Origin of the sequence: Chroococcus sp. FPU101 (assembly GCF_017312365.1) — a bacterium.
In the GTDB taxonomy this organism is placed as follows: Bacteria; Cyanobacteriota; Cyanobacteriia; order Cyanobacteriales; family Microcystaceae; genus Chroococcus.
Genome location: NZ_BLJI01000003.1, coordinates 59,457 through 75,350, shown reverse-complemented (window position 1 = coordinate 75,350; position 15,894 = coordinate 59,457). Strand labels below are relative to the sequence as shown.

Here is a 15,894-nt window from a genome sequence, read left to right as displayed (position 1 = left end):
AACTACTATTAAATCAGTTTAAAGTCTTCTGCTTAAAGATGAATTTGACTCAGGATATATCGTAAGCGATCATAATCATCCTTGAGGAGTATACTTAACTGTCTACCCACTTTCACTAACCATTGACGATCGGCACTTCGGAGTTGATAGATATCTCGAATGGATGCGGCTGCCAACGCTTCTGGGGGACTTTCTCGAACTTGCAGCAAAATTCTTAAAAACTCTAACTGCTCACTAAAGTGTACTACTTCTGTTGGTTCACATTGATAGACGGCTTGGTGAATTTGGGGCGGACGTGGAGGTAAATATTGATAAACTTCTCCCAAACGCCCAGAATTGCCGTTTTGATAACCCGAAGACGTTTCAAACCCAACAATAGCCGCCCGAAACTCGGTTTTTAACATGGCGAAAATTTGGGGCTGTTGTTCCCGCAATTCAGTAAGCGATAAACCTAAAGCCCGCGCACGATGTACCGAGTCAATGGGTGTAGTCGTCGCAAAAGTCACGACACCAACCACTTTATTACCTGATTCTTCATCATAAGCTTTAACCCAACTGCCAAACGGAGGCATCACAGGAAAACTTAATTCTTCAGGTTCTAAACATTGGGCTAAAAAACCTGTACTTGCCGTTTCGATGACTTCAGCAATATGATTCGGGTGACGGCGATCACTAGTGAATTGCGGTAACGTTAAGCGCATTTCTTTATTTTTTCTTGGCGGGGGTAAGAACGACTTCTTCTAATTCTGATAGTTTGAAAGTGATCAGTTTATCCCAGTTCCCCCCTTCAAAAAGGACAGCAACCTTACCATCACTGAGCCGTTGTACTAATCCTTCAAAACGATAGTAAGTATCATCGGGGTTAATGACTCGTACAGTTGTGCCGGGTAAAATCATAATTGTCTTAAGTACTTTTTGATCATGAACTTGAAACGATTGTAACACCGAAGCCCCGTCTCAATAGAACAAGAATAAGTTTTTTGGAGATTGTCTTGGCCTTTTGACGCTCTAAACACTACTCTATTAAACAGGATAATTTCTTAAAGCCATTTCGCCTTTATGGCATAGGGAAAAACATTTTAGATGAGCATCTCAACGTCTGTCTTAGCAGAACTGTTGCAATTCATCCCGAATTGGCGACCCCAAATGTACTTCAAAGCTTCTTTAACGGCACTTTCGCACGCGATGGAAGATCAAGTACTCGCCGAGGCGGATCAACCTCTGGTGATCGCCAGTTTTCAACGTGAACGTTTTTATCGTCAGGAGGCTCATCGCTATCAACGAATTGCGGGTCAAACATCACAAGTATATGTCTTAGCGGCTCCTGAAACCGAATTTAGTAATCGTTCTGATATTTATGAAACGATCGCTTTTACAGACGATGACGGACTCGCTGAGGAATGGCATCTGATCGTTATTGGACAACATTATGCTAGTTGTCTGATTTGTCGTGAACGCACACAAATTTTTGAACAAGAAAAAATCGAAACCGCGATGGATAATAGTCGCCGTTTTGAGGGTATTTGGACAAGCGATCGGACTGTAACCCAAATCGCTGCTAAACTTGTTTTAAATCGAATTTTAGTCTATCGACCTGAATTAGCCAACAAAATCGCAGAAGCTAATCGTCTTTATTTAGATGGTGATCCCTTAAAAACAGCAATTTCACTTCAACTATCTTCTAATCATCCTGATCCATTCGTTCAAAGATTAGTTACTTATCTCCAAGCAGGACAATATAAAATCTTAAAAGCGAATCGTTCTCTAGCTTCTAAAGAACAAAAAGAACGGTTAATTAATTCAATTACCAGTGCAATTCGTCGTTCTCTGGACACAGAAGAAATCTTACAAGTTGCGGTACAAAAATTAGGCGAAGGGTTAGGCGTTTGTCGCTGTCTGGTCTATCGCTGTAATGAAAATGATGTAGCAGCAACCATTAAACATGAATTTTTAAATGATGGCATTGGTTCAATTAAAGGGAGAAACTGGCCTTTAAAAAATAATCCTCTATTTGAAGAAATTTTAGAATTGCGCGAATCAGTTAGTATTGATGATGCGTTCCATGATCCTCGAATTATTGACCGTTCTGAGCCGAATTCTCCCCAATCTCTGCAAAATTTAGTCCAAAGTTGTTCAATTTATTCTTGGCTACTGATGCCAATTCTCTATCAGGGGCGTTTACTAGGAATGGTTGAACTCCATCATTGCGGCCCTGTTCCGACTTATTGGAAAAGCGAAGATATTTCCCTAGTCGATGCGGTTGCGACTCAAGTCGGCGTGGCTTTGATTCAAGCAGAAGCTTATGCTAGTTTACAAGATTTGAATGAGCAGTTAGCAGCATTAGATCGAACTCGTTCTAATCTAGTTGCAATTACAGGTCATGAATTACGCACTCCCCTTTCAACGATTCAGGTTTGTTTAGAAAGCTTGGCTACTGAACCTGATATGTCTCCAGAATTGCGTCAAGTGATGCTTGATACGGCTTTACATGATGCCGAACGGATGCGAAAATTGATTCAAGATTTTTTAACCCTCTCACAGCTTGAAAGCGGTCGAATTCAATGGCATCCAGAGCCTCTATCACTTTCAGAATGTGTTGAATTATCCTTGAGTCATATTCGCGCTCGTAATTTAGAGAGTACTCTACCCAAGATCGAAAATCATGTTTCCTATGATTTACCCCTTGTGTTAGCTGATGGGGAATGGGTGGTAGAAGTTTTATCAAAACTGTTGGATAATGCTTGTAAGTTTACCAGTCCAGATGGCCTCATCACGATCAATGTTAATCACCCAAATTTACAAGTGTTAGAAGTGACGGTATCTGATACTGGGCGAGGAATTGAACCAAACCGACTTGAGAAAGTATTTGAGCGTTTTTACCAAGAAGAAGGCGCATTACGCAGAAGTATCGGAGGAACGGGTCTAGGTTTAGCGATTTGTCGGCAAATCGTTCAAAATTGGGGCGGCGAAATTTGGGCAGTATCAGAAGGAAAAAATCAAGGTAGTCAGTTTCATTTTACGATACCGATTGTTAATGAAGCGATCATAACAAATGGCTCAAATAATGGCTATCCTCAAACCACTGAACCACCAATCCAAAAACGACGCAAAACCACGCGACGGAAGGTTAATTAAGCACATCGGTCGGTACAAATTTATACAACGGATGAACTGATCTATTTTTGTTGGCCAAGTTTTTTGGGGAAACAATCCCATAGAAGTTGATCGCAAAGCTTGTGAATGTCTAACGAACCGATTCCATTTTAATTAGATAAAATTAACAAATTACGCAAGAGTTTAGTTACAAAAATTAACTAACTTTTTCTTGACCAATTTAAGTTAATGACACGGGGTAAAAGAACGCAAACTGCTCCGTTAAAGAAGGTTAATAAAACTAATTCCATTCCATTGAGTTCCATAAATGATCCACCGTTTATCAAAAACTTGTCTCTATCATTATGCAGCTAAAATAAATTTTTGAACCAGTTTAGACGTTTAAATTGCTTTTGCATATCATAAGTTTTTCAAAATATTAAGAATTGTTAAACGAATTGAGTAATTCATTCTTTAGTCAGAAGAAAGAAAAAGGATCGTCTGATAGCTTGAAAGTCAGCAACATAAGAGCGATGGCAAACCAGATAGACTTTTAGGATCGAGGCGACATGGAACCAAAACAATTAAGTCAAGAACTACGTCAAGGAAAAGACCCACACATGACCCGTCGGCGATGGATCATCGGTCTATCTATGCTGGGTGGCTCAATGGGACAACTGGTTACTCTGTACCAAACGGGGGTCATCAGTCATTTACCCGATCCACCTGTCCCTATTTTTGATGCCGATCGCGTTGATGCCTCTAACTATGCTTACAAACGTTTTAACGCTCCAGATGGGCCCTTGATGGTGGTTAATTATGCTCTGACTGCTTGGTTAGCTTCAATGGGTGGTTTAGATCGTGCGCGACGTAATCCATTGATCCCAATTGCGATGGGTGTAAAACTGGTGTTTGATGGCATACTTTCGGTACAATTAGCGGGTGAGGAATGGAGCGAAAACAAAGCCTTGTGTGAATATTGTCAGGTAGCAACGTTCTGCTCTTTGGTTTCAATTGTCCTCGCTGCACCTGAAGTCATGGCAGCTAGTCGTACTCTACTCGGATACCCAGAAAAGGATACAGCCGCTAAGAGCAATCCGCAGTAATGAGGAATACATGACTCGTGTTTCCATCATTATCCCAACCTTGAACGAAGCAACTACCATTAGACAGACTCTCCGTAACTTAAGTATCTTAGATCCCCCTGCTTGGGAAATCTTTGTCATCGATGGAGGTAGTCAAGATGGTACAGTTGCATTTGCTCAAAATGAAGCGATATCGGTCATGATTTCTCCGCAGAAAGGTCGTTCGGTACAGATGAATTTAGGCGCACAAGCAGCGACAGGTGATGTTTTGTGTTTTATCCATGCCGATACATTTGTACCTGCTGATCTGGTCACTATCATTGATCGTACTTTAGCCGATCCGACTATTACGGCGGGTGGTTTGATCTCACTAATGACGGGGACAACCCGCACTCGTTGGGAATTTACAATTCTTAATACGATTAAAACTTACTTGATCCCTTTCGTATTTCGTCCTATTGCCTTTTCCCAAGGTTTACGGCTGTTATTCGGGGATCAGGTGATTTTCTGTCGTCGTTGTGACTTCCAAGCTTGCGGCGGCTTCGATTCAACATGGCCCATTATGGAAGAAGCCGATCTATGCGAAAAACTGATACGCTACGGTAGGATCGCTCAGGTTAATCGTACAGTGCGATCGTCCGATCGTCGAGTGGCTCACTGGGGGCCATTTAAGGCAATTTTTATTTATCTTTTTATCGGCATTCTCTGGGGTTTAGGCGTTCCACCCGTTTACCTCAAACGCTTCTATGCTGAAATACGTTAATTATTCATGACCTTATAAAAAAGCCATTTAATAAATTGTCAGTTCAGAATAAGAGAGTTTAGCAATTAATGGAGAACTGTAAAATAGATTCAACAGCTTATGACACAAAAATAAAATAAATATGTCTAACTTAACCATTCAATTATCAGACGAAAAACTGTACCAGTTAGAAGAACTGGCGCAACGGCAAGGTGTAACCCTAGAGCATCTTTTACAGGATAAAATCAATGATTGGTTAACGGAAAATCAACCTGACTTTAATCGGGCGGCTAACTATGTCTTAACTAAAAATACAGAGCTTTATCAACGTTTAGCATGACTCGTTATCTAACTCAAGTAGAAGTCATCCAGCTTCATGAGCTAACGTACCTAAAACATTTTTATGCTGAAATACGTTAATTATTCATGACCTCACCTCATTTTCGGCACGAGTATTGAGAGCCGCATCTGATCATTAAAAGCATTTTCTTTAATGACCTCACCCCGCCTTTGGCACCCCTCAACTAATAAAATTAATTCCATTTATCCCCCTCCTTCAGGAGGGGCTAGGGGAGGTGGAAAGAGGCAGGGAGAGAGCCTTAACACATTTTTATCAAAAAGTCAATAAAATTTTATAATGTTTTTTGAAGAAAATCGTCACTAATTTTTCTTAAGTAAAACAAATCAACTCTTAATAACGATACGTTAAATTAAAATTTTATAAAAAATTAGCCTTTTTCAAAACGAAATGCTATTTTATGATAGATAGCATCGCTTTTTATGAGTTTTTATTTTATTGCGCTTTTTGTTTCTACATCACAAATTTATAGTTGAAAATACTTAGCTTGCCGATGGTTTTATTAGAGCTATCAAGGCTTGTGTAAAAAATTAAAGGTCAAAATGTCGAATTTTACAACAAATTTAGAACATGATAAAAAGCTTGAAATCAATACATCACGGCAGTTTGTCCCCTGGTTAGCCCAACAAAATTTCAGTCTTGCTTTTACTACCTATCAAGCAGGGAAAGTATTTTTTATTGGCTTACAACCGAGTGGGCAACTCTCTGTATTTGAACGAACTTTAGATCGATGTATGGGGTTGTATGCTCAAAATAACTCCTTATATATCAGTACCTTTTATCAGCTTTGGCGGTTTGAAAATACATTGGAAACTGGGCAAGTATATCAAGATTATGATGTTTTTTATGTCCCACAAATAAGTTATGTGACTGGGGATTTAGATATTCACGACATTACACTGGTTAATGATGAACTGATTTTTGTCAATACTCTGTTTAGCTGTTTAGCCACCGTTTCCCCTACTCATAGTTTTATCCCTCTGTGGCAACCTCCTTTTATTTCTAAGATAGCCGCCGAAGATAGATGTCATCTCAATGGACTTGCTATTCGAGATGGAACACCCCGCTATGTGACAGCAGTTAGTCAAAGTGATCTCGCTGAGGGGTGGCGAGAACAGAGACAACAGGGCGGTTGTGTCATTGATGTAATTAGTAACGAGATTATCGCTACTGGGTTATCGATGCCACATTCACCAAGATATTATCAAGAAAAACTCTGGTTACACAATTCGGGAACTGGAGAATTTGGATATTTAGAGATAGACTCAGGGGAATTTATTCCAGTTGCGTTTTGCCCTGGTTATTTACGGGGACTGGCGTTTAGTGGTGATTTTGCCATTGTTGGTTTGTCGAAACCGAGAGGAAATAAAACCTTTTCAGGGTTGTTGTTAAATGAAAAGTTAGAGCAACAGAAGGCGAGCGCTCGTTGTGGGTTATTGGTCATTGATTTAAACAGAGGCGATATTGTTCATTCTTTGACTATCGATGGAATAGTCGAAGAACTTTATGATGTGGTGGTTTTGCCCAAAATGCGTCGCCCGATGGCAATTGGCTTTAAAAGTGACGAAATACGACGGGTAATAACGATTGGTGAGAATTTTACTACTAATCAATTAATTTAAACGCAGGAGAATTAAATTATGACATTTCCAGCAGTATTTAACCTTTCTACTCTTAATGGAACGAATGGTTTTGCGATTAATGGTATTAATGCTAATGACTATTCAGGCACTTCTGTAAGCAATGCAGGAGATGTCAATGGTGATGGATTTGATGACATTATTATCGGCGCACGATCAGCCAAACCTAATAATATTAGTACAGGACAAAGCTATGTGGTGTTTGGTAAAAGTGGTGGCTTTAGTTCTAGTCTCAACCTTTCGTCCCTTAACGGCACTAACGGCTTTGCTCTCAATGGAATTAATGCTGGTGATTTTTCAGGCTATTCTGTGAGCAGTGCGGGCGATATCAATGGTGATGGGTTTGATGACATTATTATCGGTGCATCATGGGCTGACCCCAATCTGAGTACTTCAGGACAAAGCTATGTGGTATTTGGTAAAAGTGGTGGCTTTAATTCTAGTCTTAATCTTTCTACTCTTAACGGTACTAACGGCTTTATGATTAATGGGCTTTATGGGAGTCGTTCAGGTGCTTCTGTGAGCAGTGTAGGAGATGTCAACGGTGATGGGTTTGATGACATTATTATCGGCGCATTTCTTGCCGACCCAAATGGCATAAATTCAGGACAAAGCTATGTGGTGTTTGGCAAAAGTAGGGGGTTTAGTGCCAGTATAAATCTTTCTACGCTCAACGGCACTAACGGCTTTGCGATTAATGGAATTAATGCTGATGACCGTTCAAGCACTTCTGTGAGCAATGCGGGGGATATTAATGGCGATGGGTTTGATGACATTATTATCGGCGCAATTTTTGCCTCTCCTAATGGTACGAGATCAGGACAAAGCTATGTGGTGTTTGGTAAGAGTGGCGGTTTTATTTCTAGTCTCAACCTCTCAACCCTCAATGGCACTAACGGCTTTACTATTAATGGGATTAATGCTTACGACCTTTCAGGCACATCTGTGAGCAGTGCGGGAGATGTCAACAACGATGGGTTTGATGACCTCATTATCGGTGCATCAGGTGCTGACCGCAATGGCAGAGAGTCAGGACAAAGTTATGTGGTGTTTGGTAAGAGTAGCGGCTTTGGTGCTAGTCTTAACCTCTCTACCCTTAACGGAACAAACGGCTTTGCGATTAATGGGATTGATACTAATGACCATTCAGGCGTTTCTGTAAGCAGTGCGGGAGATGTCAACAACGATGGGTTTGATGACCTCATTATCGGTGCATCAAATGCCGACTTCAATAGTATAAGCCTTGTAGGACAGAGCTACGTGGTGTTTGGTAAAAGTAGCGGCTTTGGTGCTAGTCTTAACCTTTCCATCCTCAATGGTAGTAACGGCTTTGCGATTAATGGGATTAATGCTGGCGACATTTCAGGCTCTTCTGTGAGTAGTGCGGGAGATATCAACAATGATGGTTTTGATGATCTTATTATTGGTGCAAATCGTGCTGACCCCAATGGCCTAAATTCTGCAGGACAGAGCTATGTGATTTTTGGACAGGCAACGGGTTCAACTTTACCGAGTATTACTCTTGCAGTCTCTCCATCTAGTGTTACTGAAGATGGTACAGCCAATCTTGTTTACACTTTCACTCGTACAGGTGTTCTAACCAATCCTTTAACTGTTAATTATGGAATTACAGGAACAGCAACCAACGGAATCGATTACGGTACTATTGATACAAATGTAACATTTGCAACTAATTCGGCTACTGCAACGGTAACAGTTGACCCGACACCTGATACAACCGTAGAACCGAATGAAACTGTAGCTTTAACTCTAGCCAGTAATGCAGCTTACACCATTGGTACAGCAGGTGCAGTCACTGAAACGATTACTAATGATGATACTGCTAGTAATGTCACTCTTGCTCTTGACTATAGCGGCATTAGTGAAAATAGTCCCACCAATTTTACTTATACGTTCACTCGTACAGGTTCTTTAACTAATTCTTTAGTCGTTAATTTTAATGTGTCTGAAAGCGCGACACTGACGACAGACTATGTACAAACAGGTGCCACGAGTTTTAGTTCTACCACTGGAAGAGTAACTTTTGCTGCGGGTTCTGCTACTGCGAATCTTGTGATTAACCCTACTGGAGATACCACAATAGAACCCAATGAAACTTTAGCTTTAACCTTGACAACGGGAACAGGTTATGCAGTCGGAACCGCATCAGCCGTGACAGCCACCATTATTAATGATGATGGTACCCGTCGTCAAATTGCTACTAATGGTAATGATGTCATCCTTGGCAGAAGTAAAAACGATGTGATTATCAGTGGTTTGGGTAATGATCTTCTCACAGGTGGCGCAAATGCGGATCTATTCACTTTCTCTAATCCCAATCAAGGAATCGATCGCATTACTGATTTTACGCCAGATGATGATCTAATTGTTGTTTCGGCTAGTGGTTTTGCTGGTGGACTCACTGCAACTGATGTGTTGAGGTCAAATCAATTTATTATTGGTACATCGGCAACTGCTTCTACTCACCGTTTCATCTATAATTCTGGAACGGGCGCCTTGTTGTTTGACAGAGATGGAACAGGTACAACAGCAGCGATACAGTTTGCTACTTTAAGTGTGGGTTTAGCTTTGACTTATGAAGATATTTTCGTCAGTTAACAAGGTATTAAACGTTCCATTCTAATTCAAATACTTATAAGATCGTTTAAAGATTAGAAATTTAAACGATCTTCTCGATAAGGATTTAGTCTTAATTTTTTGATGCTGTATTAAATTTGCTCAAAAAACCAACTAAACCTAAAGCCAGCAGACTTAAATAAGTGGAAGGTTCGGAGGTTGATTGAAAGTTAATCCTAAATGTACCCGAAGAAGATAAAGGAGTGTAACTACTACTGGAATTGACATCGACTAACCTAAAAGTAGCTGAATGTTTCCCACCAGTTGTAGCGTAAAATGTTGGAGTAAATCTAAAATCATCCCCTGAACCGATCGTAAAAAGATCGCCTACCCCAGTAAACATATCTTGCCCATCCGCAGTCGCTACACTAAAACCTGAGTAATATCGACTAACTCTAAAGCGATCGTGGCATCTCCAATCGAACTTGGCCAAGCACCGTTAGAACTATTAAAAAGGGCCTCAATGGCAGGATCATTTAACTCATCAACTAAATCTCTAACTAGGGCAATTTTTAAATTGGTGTAGTTAGTTTCCGTATTTCCCTCAACAATTTCATTAACCAGCTTTCCTTCAAATATTCCTGTTCCAGGGATTAGAGAAATAGGCGGTAAATTTGTCCAATATTCAGGAATTTGATTATTAGTATTGGTCGAAATGACTGTGGGATTGCTAACATCTCCTGTATAACTGTAAGCACCAATCGCATGAAAATGATTATCAGCGATATTACTCTCAAGATGGGGAAACAATAAAGTTAAACGATTGTAGTTGGGATTTGCTAAACCTGCATAGGTGCCAGAACTAATTTCGGATCTTCCATCAATACCCAACATCAGGTGATGATGATCATGCCCTGGTAAGGTTTGAGCTTTTGTGGTTTGGTATGGCGCAAAAACTACGGCGACAGTAATAGGGGTACTGATTATTAGACTAGCAAGTGCGATCGTTTTAGTCATTTTTGGTTTTCTTTAATAATGATAACGATTATCATTATTGCTTGTAAACTCAAGAAGAAACCTGAAAAAATGATTATGATTCTCAATTTGTCTTAGTATATGCTTTTTACAATCTAACTCATTCAATAAACTGAATGACTTGTACTTTAGGTTCTGTGAAGTTTTTATATTCAAAAGATTTCATGACAATTTCTTCGAGTTGTCCTAATGCGAGTCCACAGGGGCGACCATATTTGAGTTGAACCCGATCGCTGGCAATTTGGAGAGCAGTACGCGAGCGCTCCACAAAATCTTCTAAATCATATTCACAGTTAGGAGTAAAATAATCTTTAACCACTAGAGATGGCGAATAACAAACATTTTGGGAACCGTCAGGCCATTGAATTTTAAAACGGATTTCAGGCATAAGATTGAAGCAATTGTTGATAATGATTAATGTGCATTTTAGCCGAAGTTTCCCAAGTGTATTGAGCTAAGACCGCTTGACTGTGGGTGATTAGAGATTTGGCTAAAGTCGGGTTTAAAATAGATTGCATAGCTTGAAAGATCGCATCAGATGAAGTGGGATCAACTAAAAGAGCTTCTTGTAGAAAAAGAAATTCAGTAAAAGGCGCATGATTAGAAGTAATCACTGGAATACCAGATGCGATCGCTTCTAGTATAACTAAACCCCATCCCTCTTTTACTGATGGAAACACAAAAGCATCAGCTATGCGATAAAGAGTCGGTAAATCAGCATCTTGAATCACCCCAGGTAAAATAAGAGAATGTCCAATCTCTATTTTTAACTGATCAGCAAGGGCAAAAAATTGATCCCGATAAGACTGATAATCAAAGAGTGTGGCACCTCCCGCGATGATTAACTGAGCATTGGGATATTCTTGTAAAATTAGGGAAAAGGCTTTGAGTAAACAAATTGAGTTTTTTCGGGGTTCAATTCCACCCACTGTTAAATAAATAGGTGAACCTCGTAATCCTAATTGTTGCTTCAAAAACGATTCTGAGCCATCGAATACAGGTGAAAAGCGACGTGTATTCACTGCATTGATGACTCGTGGTGCCTTGATCTGATATTGTTGCTCTAGTTGCGTTTGCCAATGTTCACTTACACATAAACACAAAGCAGCATCACGAATCGATCGATCTTGACAGTGCTGTAGATAAAGATTGCTGTAATCTTCGATGTGGTGTACGGTTCGGATAAAGTGAGGAATTTTTTCATCTTTGACTAACTTGGCTAGAGCATTTGCACTAATACAGTCTTGAGCATGATAGCAGTTGTATGTCAAGTGAGATTGCGATAAATAATCAATAAATTCTTGAATCCGTTGTTCAATCAGTGCATCGATAGCATCAGGTGCAGTTTGCGCGGGTATGGCTTGATAGGGACAAGACAGAGGATAATCAAACCCTGTACCATCTTTATCCAAAGCATACACACAAACATCATGACCGAGTTCATGTAATGCTTGAGCGAGTTCGAGAGTATGAATCACACTGCCTCTCGGTTTTGTCGAGTATGTGAATAGAGCTATTTTTAAGATTGGCATTCAACTAAGGAACCAGTATATCGCTTAAACAGTGAAAAGTTCTTGCTTTGCTTGTTCTGATAGGGAGTGTTTAAAATCTAGAATTTCAATTAAAACCAATTGATAATCTTCAAAATAATGTAATATTGTATTTCCTTCTTCCTCTGCGTAGGCAATAGGCTGATCATTTAGCTCAATTAATAAAACGTCCACATCTTTACTGTAATTCATTTTTTTCATATCAAGTTCTCCTACCAGGGTAAAAATTATATGGCAAACAAGTACGATCGCATTCAATTTAAGTAAAACCTGTTAATTTCTGCATAGATAGATCCCAAAACACTATAGATTCTTGCTGTGAGCGTAAAATAAGTTGCTGAGTGGGTTGTATTTCTCCGACGACTTCACAGATTAAATTAGAAGCATGGAACAGCGATCGTATTTCTTCGACTTTTCTTGGACGCACACTCAGGAGAAACCCAAAACTCGGAAAACTAATCAACCAACGTTCTAGGGATAATTCTTCTGGACAGGGAACAAGATCTAGATTTAAAATAGCTCCACAGTGAGAGGTTTCGAGTAACATCAGTAGAGTACCAATGATTCCTCCCATACTAATATCTTTACCCACATCACATAAACCCGTTTCTGATAAATAGGGTAAAAGTTCCAAATTTTGCCGTAATTGAATCGGATCAGCTTCAGTAGCAGCATTCCAAAAAGGATATTTTGGATGAGATTTCCCGCGAAAATCGGTAACAACAAGCAGTAAATCGCCACTTTTTGCGTTAAAACTGGTAATTAGTCGTTTAGCACGTCCTAAAATAGCGACAGATAGGGCATTATAAGGGCTATGACAGTTCGTATGACCGCCCACAATAGGGACATTGTACGCTTGTGCAGCAGCCTTCATACCGTCCCAGATGGGTGTTGTATCGCTTGTTGATTGACTCCAAATTGTATCAACAATAGCCAGAGGACGACCCCCCATTGCATAGATGTCACTCACATTTACCATGATTGCTGACCAACCTGCAAACCAAGGATCAGTTTCAATCAGTTGGGGTAACATTCCCTCGGCTGCCAATAATAAATAACCATCACCATCAGGAATTGCTGCACAATCATCACCGATAGGAATATTACTACCTTTTAATACTTGCGCTGCGGTTTGAATATCTTGTTTTTGTAAAAGACTTAAAGATTGTCGAAGTTGTGTGGCGAGAATTGAGAGCATTTTGATCACGTGAAAACGTTCTTTAACATAAGCGTAGCAGGATAAAACCTACTATTTCTAAGGTTCGATGCTCAATCAAAAAGCTAATGCTAGATTTCTAGTAACAGAAGCTTATGGCTAATTCTTATATGTTTCCAATGTGTTTACAAGCAGGATTTTGGGGATTGGTTGGGGGTTCCGCACTTTTGGTGGGTGCAGCTATTGGCTATTTTCTCCGTATTCCTCAAAGATTAATCGCCGCGATTATGGCGTTTGGTTCAGGTGTACTGATTTCGGCTTTAGCATTCGAGTTGATGGATGGAGCTTATGAGCGTGGGGGGTTTGACTCGACTGCGATCCCGCAGGGATGGTGAACACTATCTAGTCGAAAAATATAATATTGCTCTCGTTCCAAGTTTACAACTGCTAGACCCTCAACCTTTTAGACAAAATAAACCTAAAGCATTAATTGCGGGACTAAGCGAAGCACGTGGCAGGTTCCCCCCTCTTCCTTTTGTACCTCAAGAACTCAAAGAAATTCAAGCTCAAGTGGCTAGTAATGTTGAACTGCTGAATCAACAATTTACCAATGAAAGTTTTAAAGATCTAGTTAATTCGGCTCCTTTTTCGGTGGTTCATCTGGCAACGCATGGACAGTTTAGTTCTCAAGCCGATGAGACTTTTATTTTAACTTGGGACGATCGCATTGATGTTAATCAGTTAAATAACTTACTCCGTTCTAGAGAAACTCGGCAAACCCGTTCAATTGAACTACTTGTCCTCAGTGCTTGCGAAACCTTAACAGGAGATAAACGAGCTTCTTTAGGACTAGCAGGTGTTGCAGTCAGAGCAGGAGCAAGAAGCACACTTGCGACACTTTGGCAAGTAAATGATCAAACAACTGCTATTTTTATGAATCAATTTTATGCGGCGTTGAAAGATTCAAATGTTACTAAAGCCGAAGCTGTGCGAATCGCTCAACTCAAACTTTTAAACGAACCTACCTACAAACGTCCGCATTTTTGGGCCGCTTATGTTTTGGTGGGCAATTGGTTGTAATTAATATTCGTATATGTGATTCGGTTAAACGGTTCATGACTGGGAGGATAGAAATTTAGATCAGCTTCCATTAGGTGATGAAGCCGATCGCAGATCATCATCTCATCTAATGATTTCCAGTGCAATCGTTGAAAGAACCGCACATTCTGTAACTGGACATTTGCGAGGAACTGTGTACAACCCCATGTATTCGCTGTAGTGACTGCTTTTTCAATTAATCCTTTGCCAATTTGCCAACCTTTGCGATAGTCTTGATGAGTTCCCAGTCTGCCACCATACCAGACAAGCGGTTCAACTTCATAAATTCTGACCACTCCAACAACTTGATCGGTATCGCTATTAAGTGCCACGATCGGATAAGCATACTGATCGATTTCATCTAGATCATTATTTTGAAAGAGTTCTTGTTCTTCCACAAAAATAGAATGACGTAGGGCAAAATAAGCGGCAATTTCATGAGTATTTTGAGCTAATTTGAAGTGATATGACATATTCAAACCTATTTTTCAAAGTTAGAGAGAGCCGAACAAGCCCCACATTTCGCACAACCTGCTTTAATTTCTGCTGATGACATTCTTGAGCGTTTTAACATCCCTCCGACTTGTTGATAGAGAGTAAACATCAATTCGCTATTTGGGGCATGATGATTAGCCAGTGGGGTTCCAGTGATGGGTACAAACGGCACGACAAACGGATAAACACCCATTGCAATTAAGCGATCGCACGTCTCTAAAATTGCGTCTAAACTATCTCCCAAGCCTACCAATATATATGTACTAATTTGTCCCCAGCCAAAGACTTTAACGGCTTCAGCAAAGGCTTTAAAGTAATAGTCAAGCGGTACTGTTGCTTTACCTGGCATGATTTTAGCGCGCACATGGGGTTCAATCGTTTCTAGGTGCATTCCTAAACTGTCGATTCCTGCGGCTTTCATGCGCTCAAACCAAATAAAATCGTCAGGTGGCTCACATTGTCCTTGAATGGGAAGATTAACTAGAGTAGAAATCGCTTTTGCACATTCAGTCAAATATGCAGCACCTCTGTCGGTTGTATTTGGGGTTCCCGTCGTCATCACCATCTGTGTCACCCTATCAAGTCTAACGGCAGCTTCTGCGACTTCTGCGAGTTGATCAGGGGATTTTTTAGCGATCGTTCTTCCTGCTTCTAGGGATTGTCCAATGGCGCAAAACTGACAAGCATTCACTTGATCGCCATAACGCATACAGGTTTGTAAAACAGTAGTGGCTAATACATCTTGACTATGCAGTAAAGCAATTTTCCAGTAGGGAATACCATCAGATGTCGTTAAATTATAAAATTTTGGAGTTTCAGGAAAAGCGATCAATGAAATCAATTCCCCATCACGTTCTAAAATGGTTTGATCAGCAGATACTGTATAGGGTGATTGGGCGGCAGGCTGATTATAAATTGGAACCATGACAGTTGTACCATCAATAGTAACCGCTTTATGATCCGATGGCCCGGCTCCCCCTTTACGACCTGATGTTTGTTGTTCAGGATCGAGTAATTTTAGCCCGTAGGATTGCAGTTCAGTAATTAACTGTTGTTTGTCCATAT

At 40.2% G+C, this 15,894-nt stretch carries 18 protein-coding genes; 8 read left to right on the top strand and 10 right to left on the bottom strand.

What is annotated here, in order from left to right; all coding sequences use genetic code 11:
* Positions 1–32: 32 nt before the first annotated feature.
* Both CFPU101_RS04875 and CFPU101_RS04870 read right to left on the bottom strand, forming a co-directional pair.
* Positions 33–701: an HAS-barrel domain-containing protein gene (locus CFPU101_RS04875; RefSeq protein ID WP_206814212.1), complete on the bottom strand. Its 669-nt coding sequence runs from the start codon at positions 699–701 to the stop codon at positions 33–35.
* A gap of 4 nt (positions 702–705) precedes the next feature.
* A complete protein-coding gene (locus CFPU101_RS04870; RefSeq protein ID WP_206814211.1) occupies positions 706–897 on the bottom strand; it encodes an NAD(P)H dehydrogenase subunit NdhS in 192 nt (63 codons plus the stop codon).
* A 186-nt stretch (positions 898–1,083) separates the two neighbouring features.
* On the opposite strand from CFPU101_RS04870, the gene CFPU101_RS04865 reads away from it, so the two are divergent.
* The 6 genes from CFPU101_RS04865 (at position 1,084) to CFPU101_RS04840 (ending at position 9,537) form a co-directional block, all read left to right on the top strand.
* A complete protein-coding gene (locus CFPU101_RS04865; protein ID WP_206814210.1) occupies positions 1,084–3,135 on the top strand; it encodes a DICT sensory domain-containing protein in 2,052 nt (683 codons plus the stop codon).
* A gap of 527 nt (positions 3,136–3,662) precedes the next feature.
* On the top strand, positions 3,663–4,199 hold the full coding sequence (locus CFPU101_RS04860) for a vitamin K epoxide reductase family protein (protein WP_206814209.1): 537 nt from the start codon (positions 3,663–3,665) through the stop codon (positions 4,197–4,199).
* 10 nt (positions 4,200–4,209) lie between these two features.
* Complete coding sequence (locus CFPU101_RS04855) at positions 4,210–4,941, top strand: TIGR04283 family arsenosugar biosynthesis glycosyltransferase (protein ID WP_206814208.1); 732 nt, start codon at positions 4,210–4,212, stop codon at positions 4,939–4,941.
* A 121-nt stretch (positions 4,942–5,062) separates the two neighbouring features.
* Positions 5,063–5,260 carry a DNA-binding protein gene (locus tag CFPU101_RS04850; RefSeq protein ID WP_206814207.1) on the top strand — a complete coding sequence of 66 codons (198 nt, stop codon included), beginning with the start codon at positions 5,063–5,065 and terminating at the stop codon, positions 5,258–5,260.
* 560 nt (positions 5,261–5,820) lie between these two features.
* Positions 5,821–6,900, top strand: coding sequence for a TIGR03032 family protein (locus CFPU101_RS04845; RefSeq protein WP_206814206.1), 1,080 nt, complete (start codon positions 5,821–5,823; stop codon positions 6,898–6,900).
* Between the two features lie 18 nt (positions 6,901–6,918).
* A complete protein-coding gene (locus CFPU101_RS04840) occupies positions 6,919–9,537 on the top strand; it encodes an S-layer family protein (protein WP_206814205.1) in 2,619 nt (872 codons plus the stop codon).
* A gap of 91 nt (positions 9,538–9,628) precedes the next feature.
* Here CFPU101_RS04840 and CFPU101_RS04835 read toward each other — a convergent pair whose 3' ends face one another.
* From CFPU101_RS04835 to CFPU101_RS04810, 6 genes are all read right to left on the bottom strand, one after another.
* Positions 9,629–9,898 (bottom strand): PEP-CTERM sorting domain-containing protein, encoded by a 270-nt coding sequence (locus CFPU101_RS04835; protein ID WP_206814204.1) that lies wholly within the window; start codon positions 9,896–9,898, stop codon positions 9,629–9,631.
* Between the two features lie 20 nt (positions 9,899–9,918).
* Positions 9,919–10,512 carry an all3515 family Zur-repressed PEP-CTERM protein gene (locus CFPU101_RS04830; RefSeq protein ID WP_206814203.1) on the bottom strand — a complete coding sequence of 198 codons (594 nt, stop codon included), beginning with the start codon at positions 10,510–10,512 and terminating at the stop codon, positions 9,919–9,921.
* 118 nt (positions 10,513–10,630) lie between these two features.
* On the bottom strand, positions 10,631–10,918 hold the full coding sequence (locus CFPU101_RS04825) for an MSMEG_0570 family nitrogen starvation response protein (protein WP_206814202.1): 288 nt from the start codon (positions 10,916–10,918) through the stop codon (positions 10,631–10,633).
* A complete protein-coding gene (locus CFPU101_RS04820; protein ID WP_206814201.1) occupies positions 10,911–12,062 on the bottom strand; it encodes an MSMEG_0565 family glycosyltransferase in 1,152 nt (383 codons plus the stop codon). Before CFPU101_RS04820 ends, CFPU101_RS04825 begins: the two co-directional genes overlap by 8 nt.
* 24 nt (positions 12,063–12,086) lie before the next feature.
* On the bottom strand, positions 12,087–12,281 hold the full coding sequence (locus tag CFPU101_RS04815; protein WP_206814200.1) for a DUF2283 domain-containing protein: 195 nt from the start codon (positions 12,279–12,281) through the stop codon (positions 12,087–12,089).
* A gap of 58 nt (positions 12,282–12,339) precedes the next feature.
* The gene (locus tag CFPU101_RS04810; protein ID WP_206814199.1) at positions 12,340–13,278 is read right to left on the bottom strand and encodes a sll0787 family AIR synthase-like protein; all 939 of its coding nucleotides are present in this window, start codon (positions 13,276–13,278) and stop codon (positions 12,340–12,342) included.
* A gap of 113 nt (positions 13,279–13,391) precedes the next feature.
* Here CFPU101_RS04810 and CFPU101_RS04805 point away from each other — a divergent pair, with 113 nt between their 5' ends.
* Both CFPU101_RS04805 and CFPU101_RS04800 read left to right on the top strand, forming a co-directional pair.
* Positions 13,392–13,631, top strand: coding sequence for a hypothetical protein (locus CFPU101_RS04805; RefSeq protein ID WP_206814198.1), 240 nt, complete (start codon positions 13,392–13,394; stop codon positions 13,629–13,631).
* Positions 13,585–14,316, top strand: coding sequence for a CHAT domain-containing protein (locus CFPU101_RS04800; protein ID WP_242577771.1), 732 nt, complete (start codon positions 13,585–13,587; stop codon positions 14,314–14,316). The genes CFPU101_RS04805 and CFPU101_RS04800 overlap by 47 nt, the downstream gene beginning before the upstream one ends.
* Here the strand turns inward: CFPU101_RS04800 and CFPU101_RS04795 are convergent.
* A complete protein-coding gene (locus CFPU101_RS04795; RefSeq protein WP_206814196.1) occupies positions 14,289–14,807 on the bottom strand; it encodes an MSMEG_0567/Sll0786 family nitrogen starvation N-acetyltransferase in 519 nt (172 codons plus the stop codon). The two genes, CFPU101_RS04800 and CFPU101_RS04795, sit on opposite strands and share 28 nt — an antisense overlap.
* An 8-nt stretch (positions 14,808–14,815) precedes the next feature.
* The gene (locus CFPU101_RS04790) at positions 14,816–15,892 is read right to left on the bottom strand and encodes an MSMEG_0568 family radical SAM protein (RefSeq protein WP_206814195.1); all 1,077 of its coding nucleotides are present in this window, start codon (positions 15,890–15,892) and stop codon (positions 14,816–14,818) included.
* Positions 15,893–15,894: the final 2 nt, after the last annotated feature.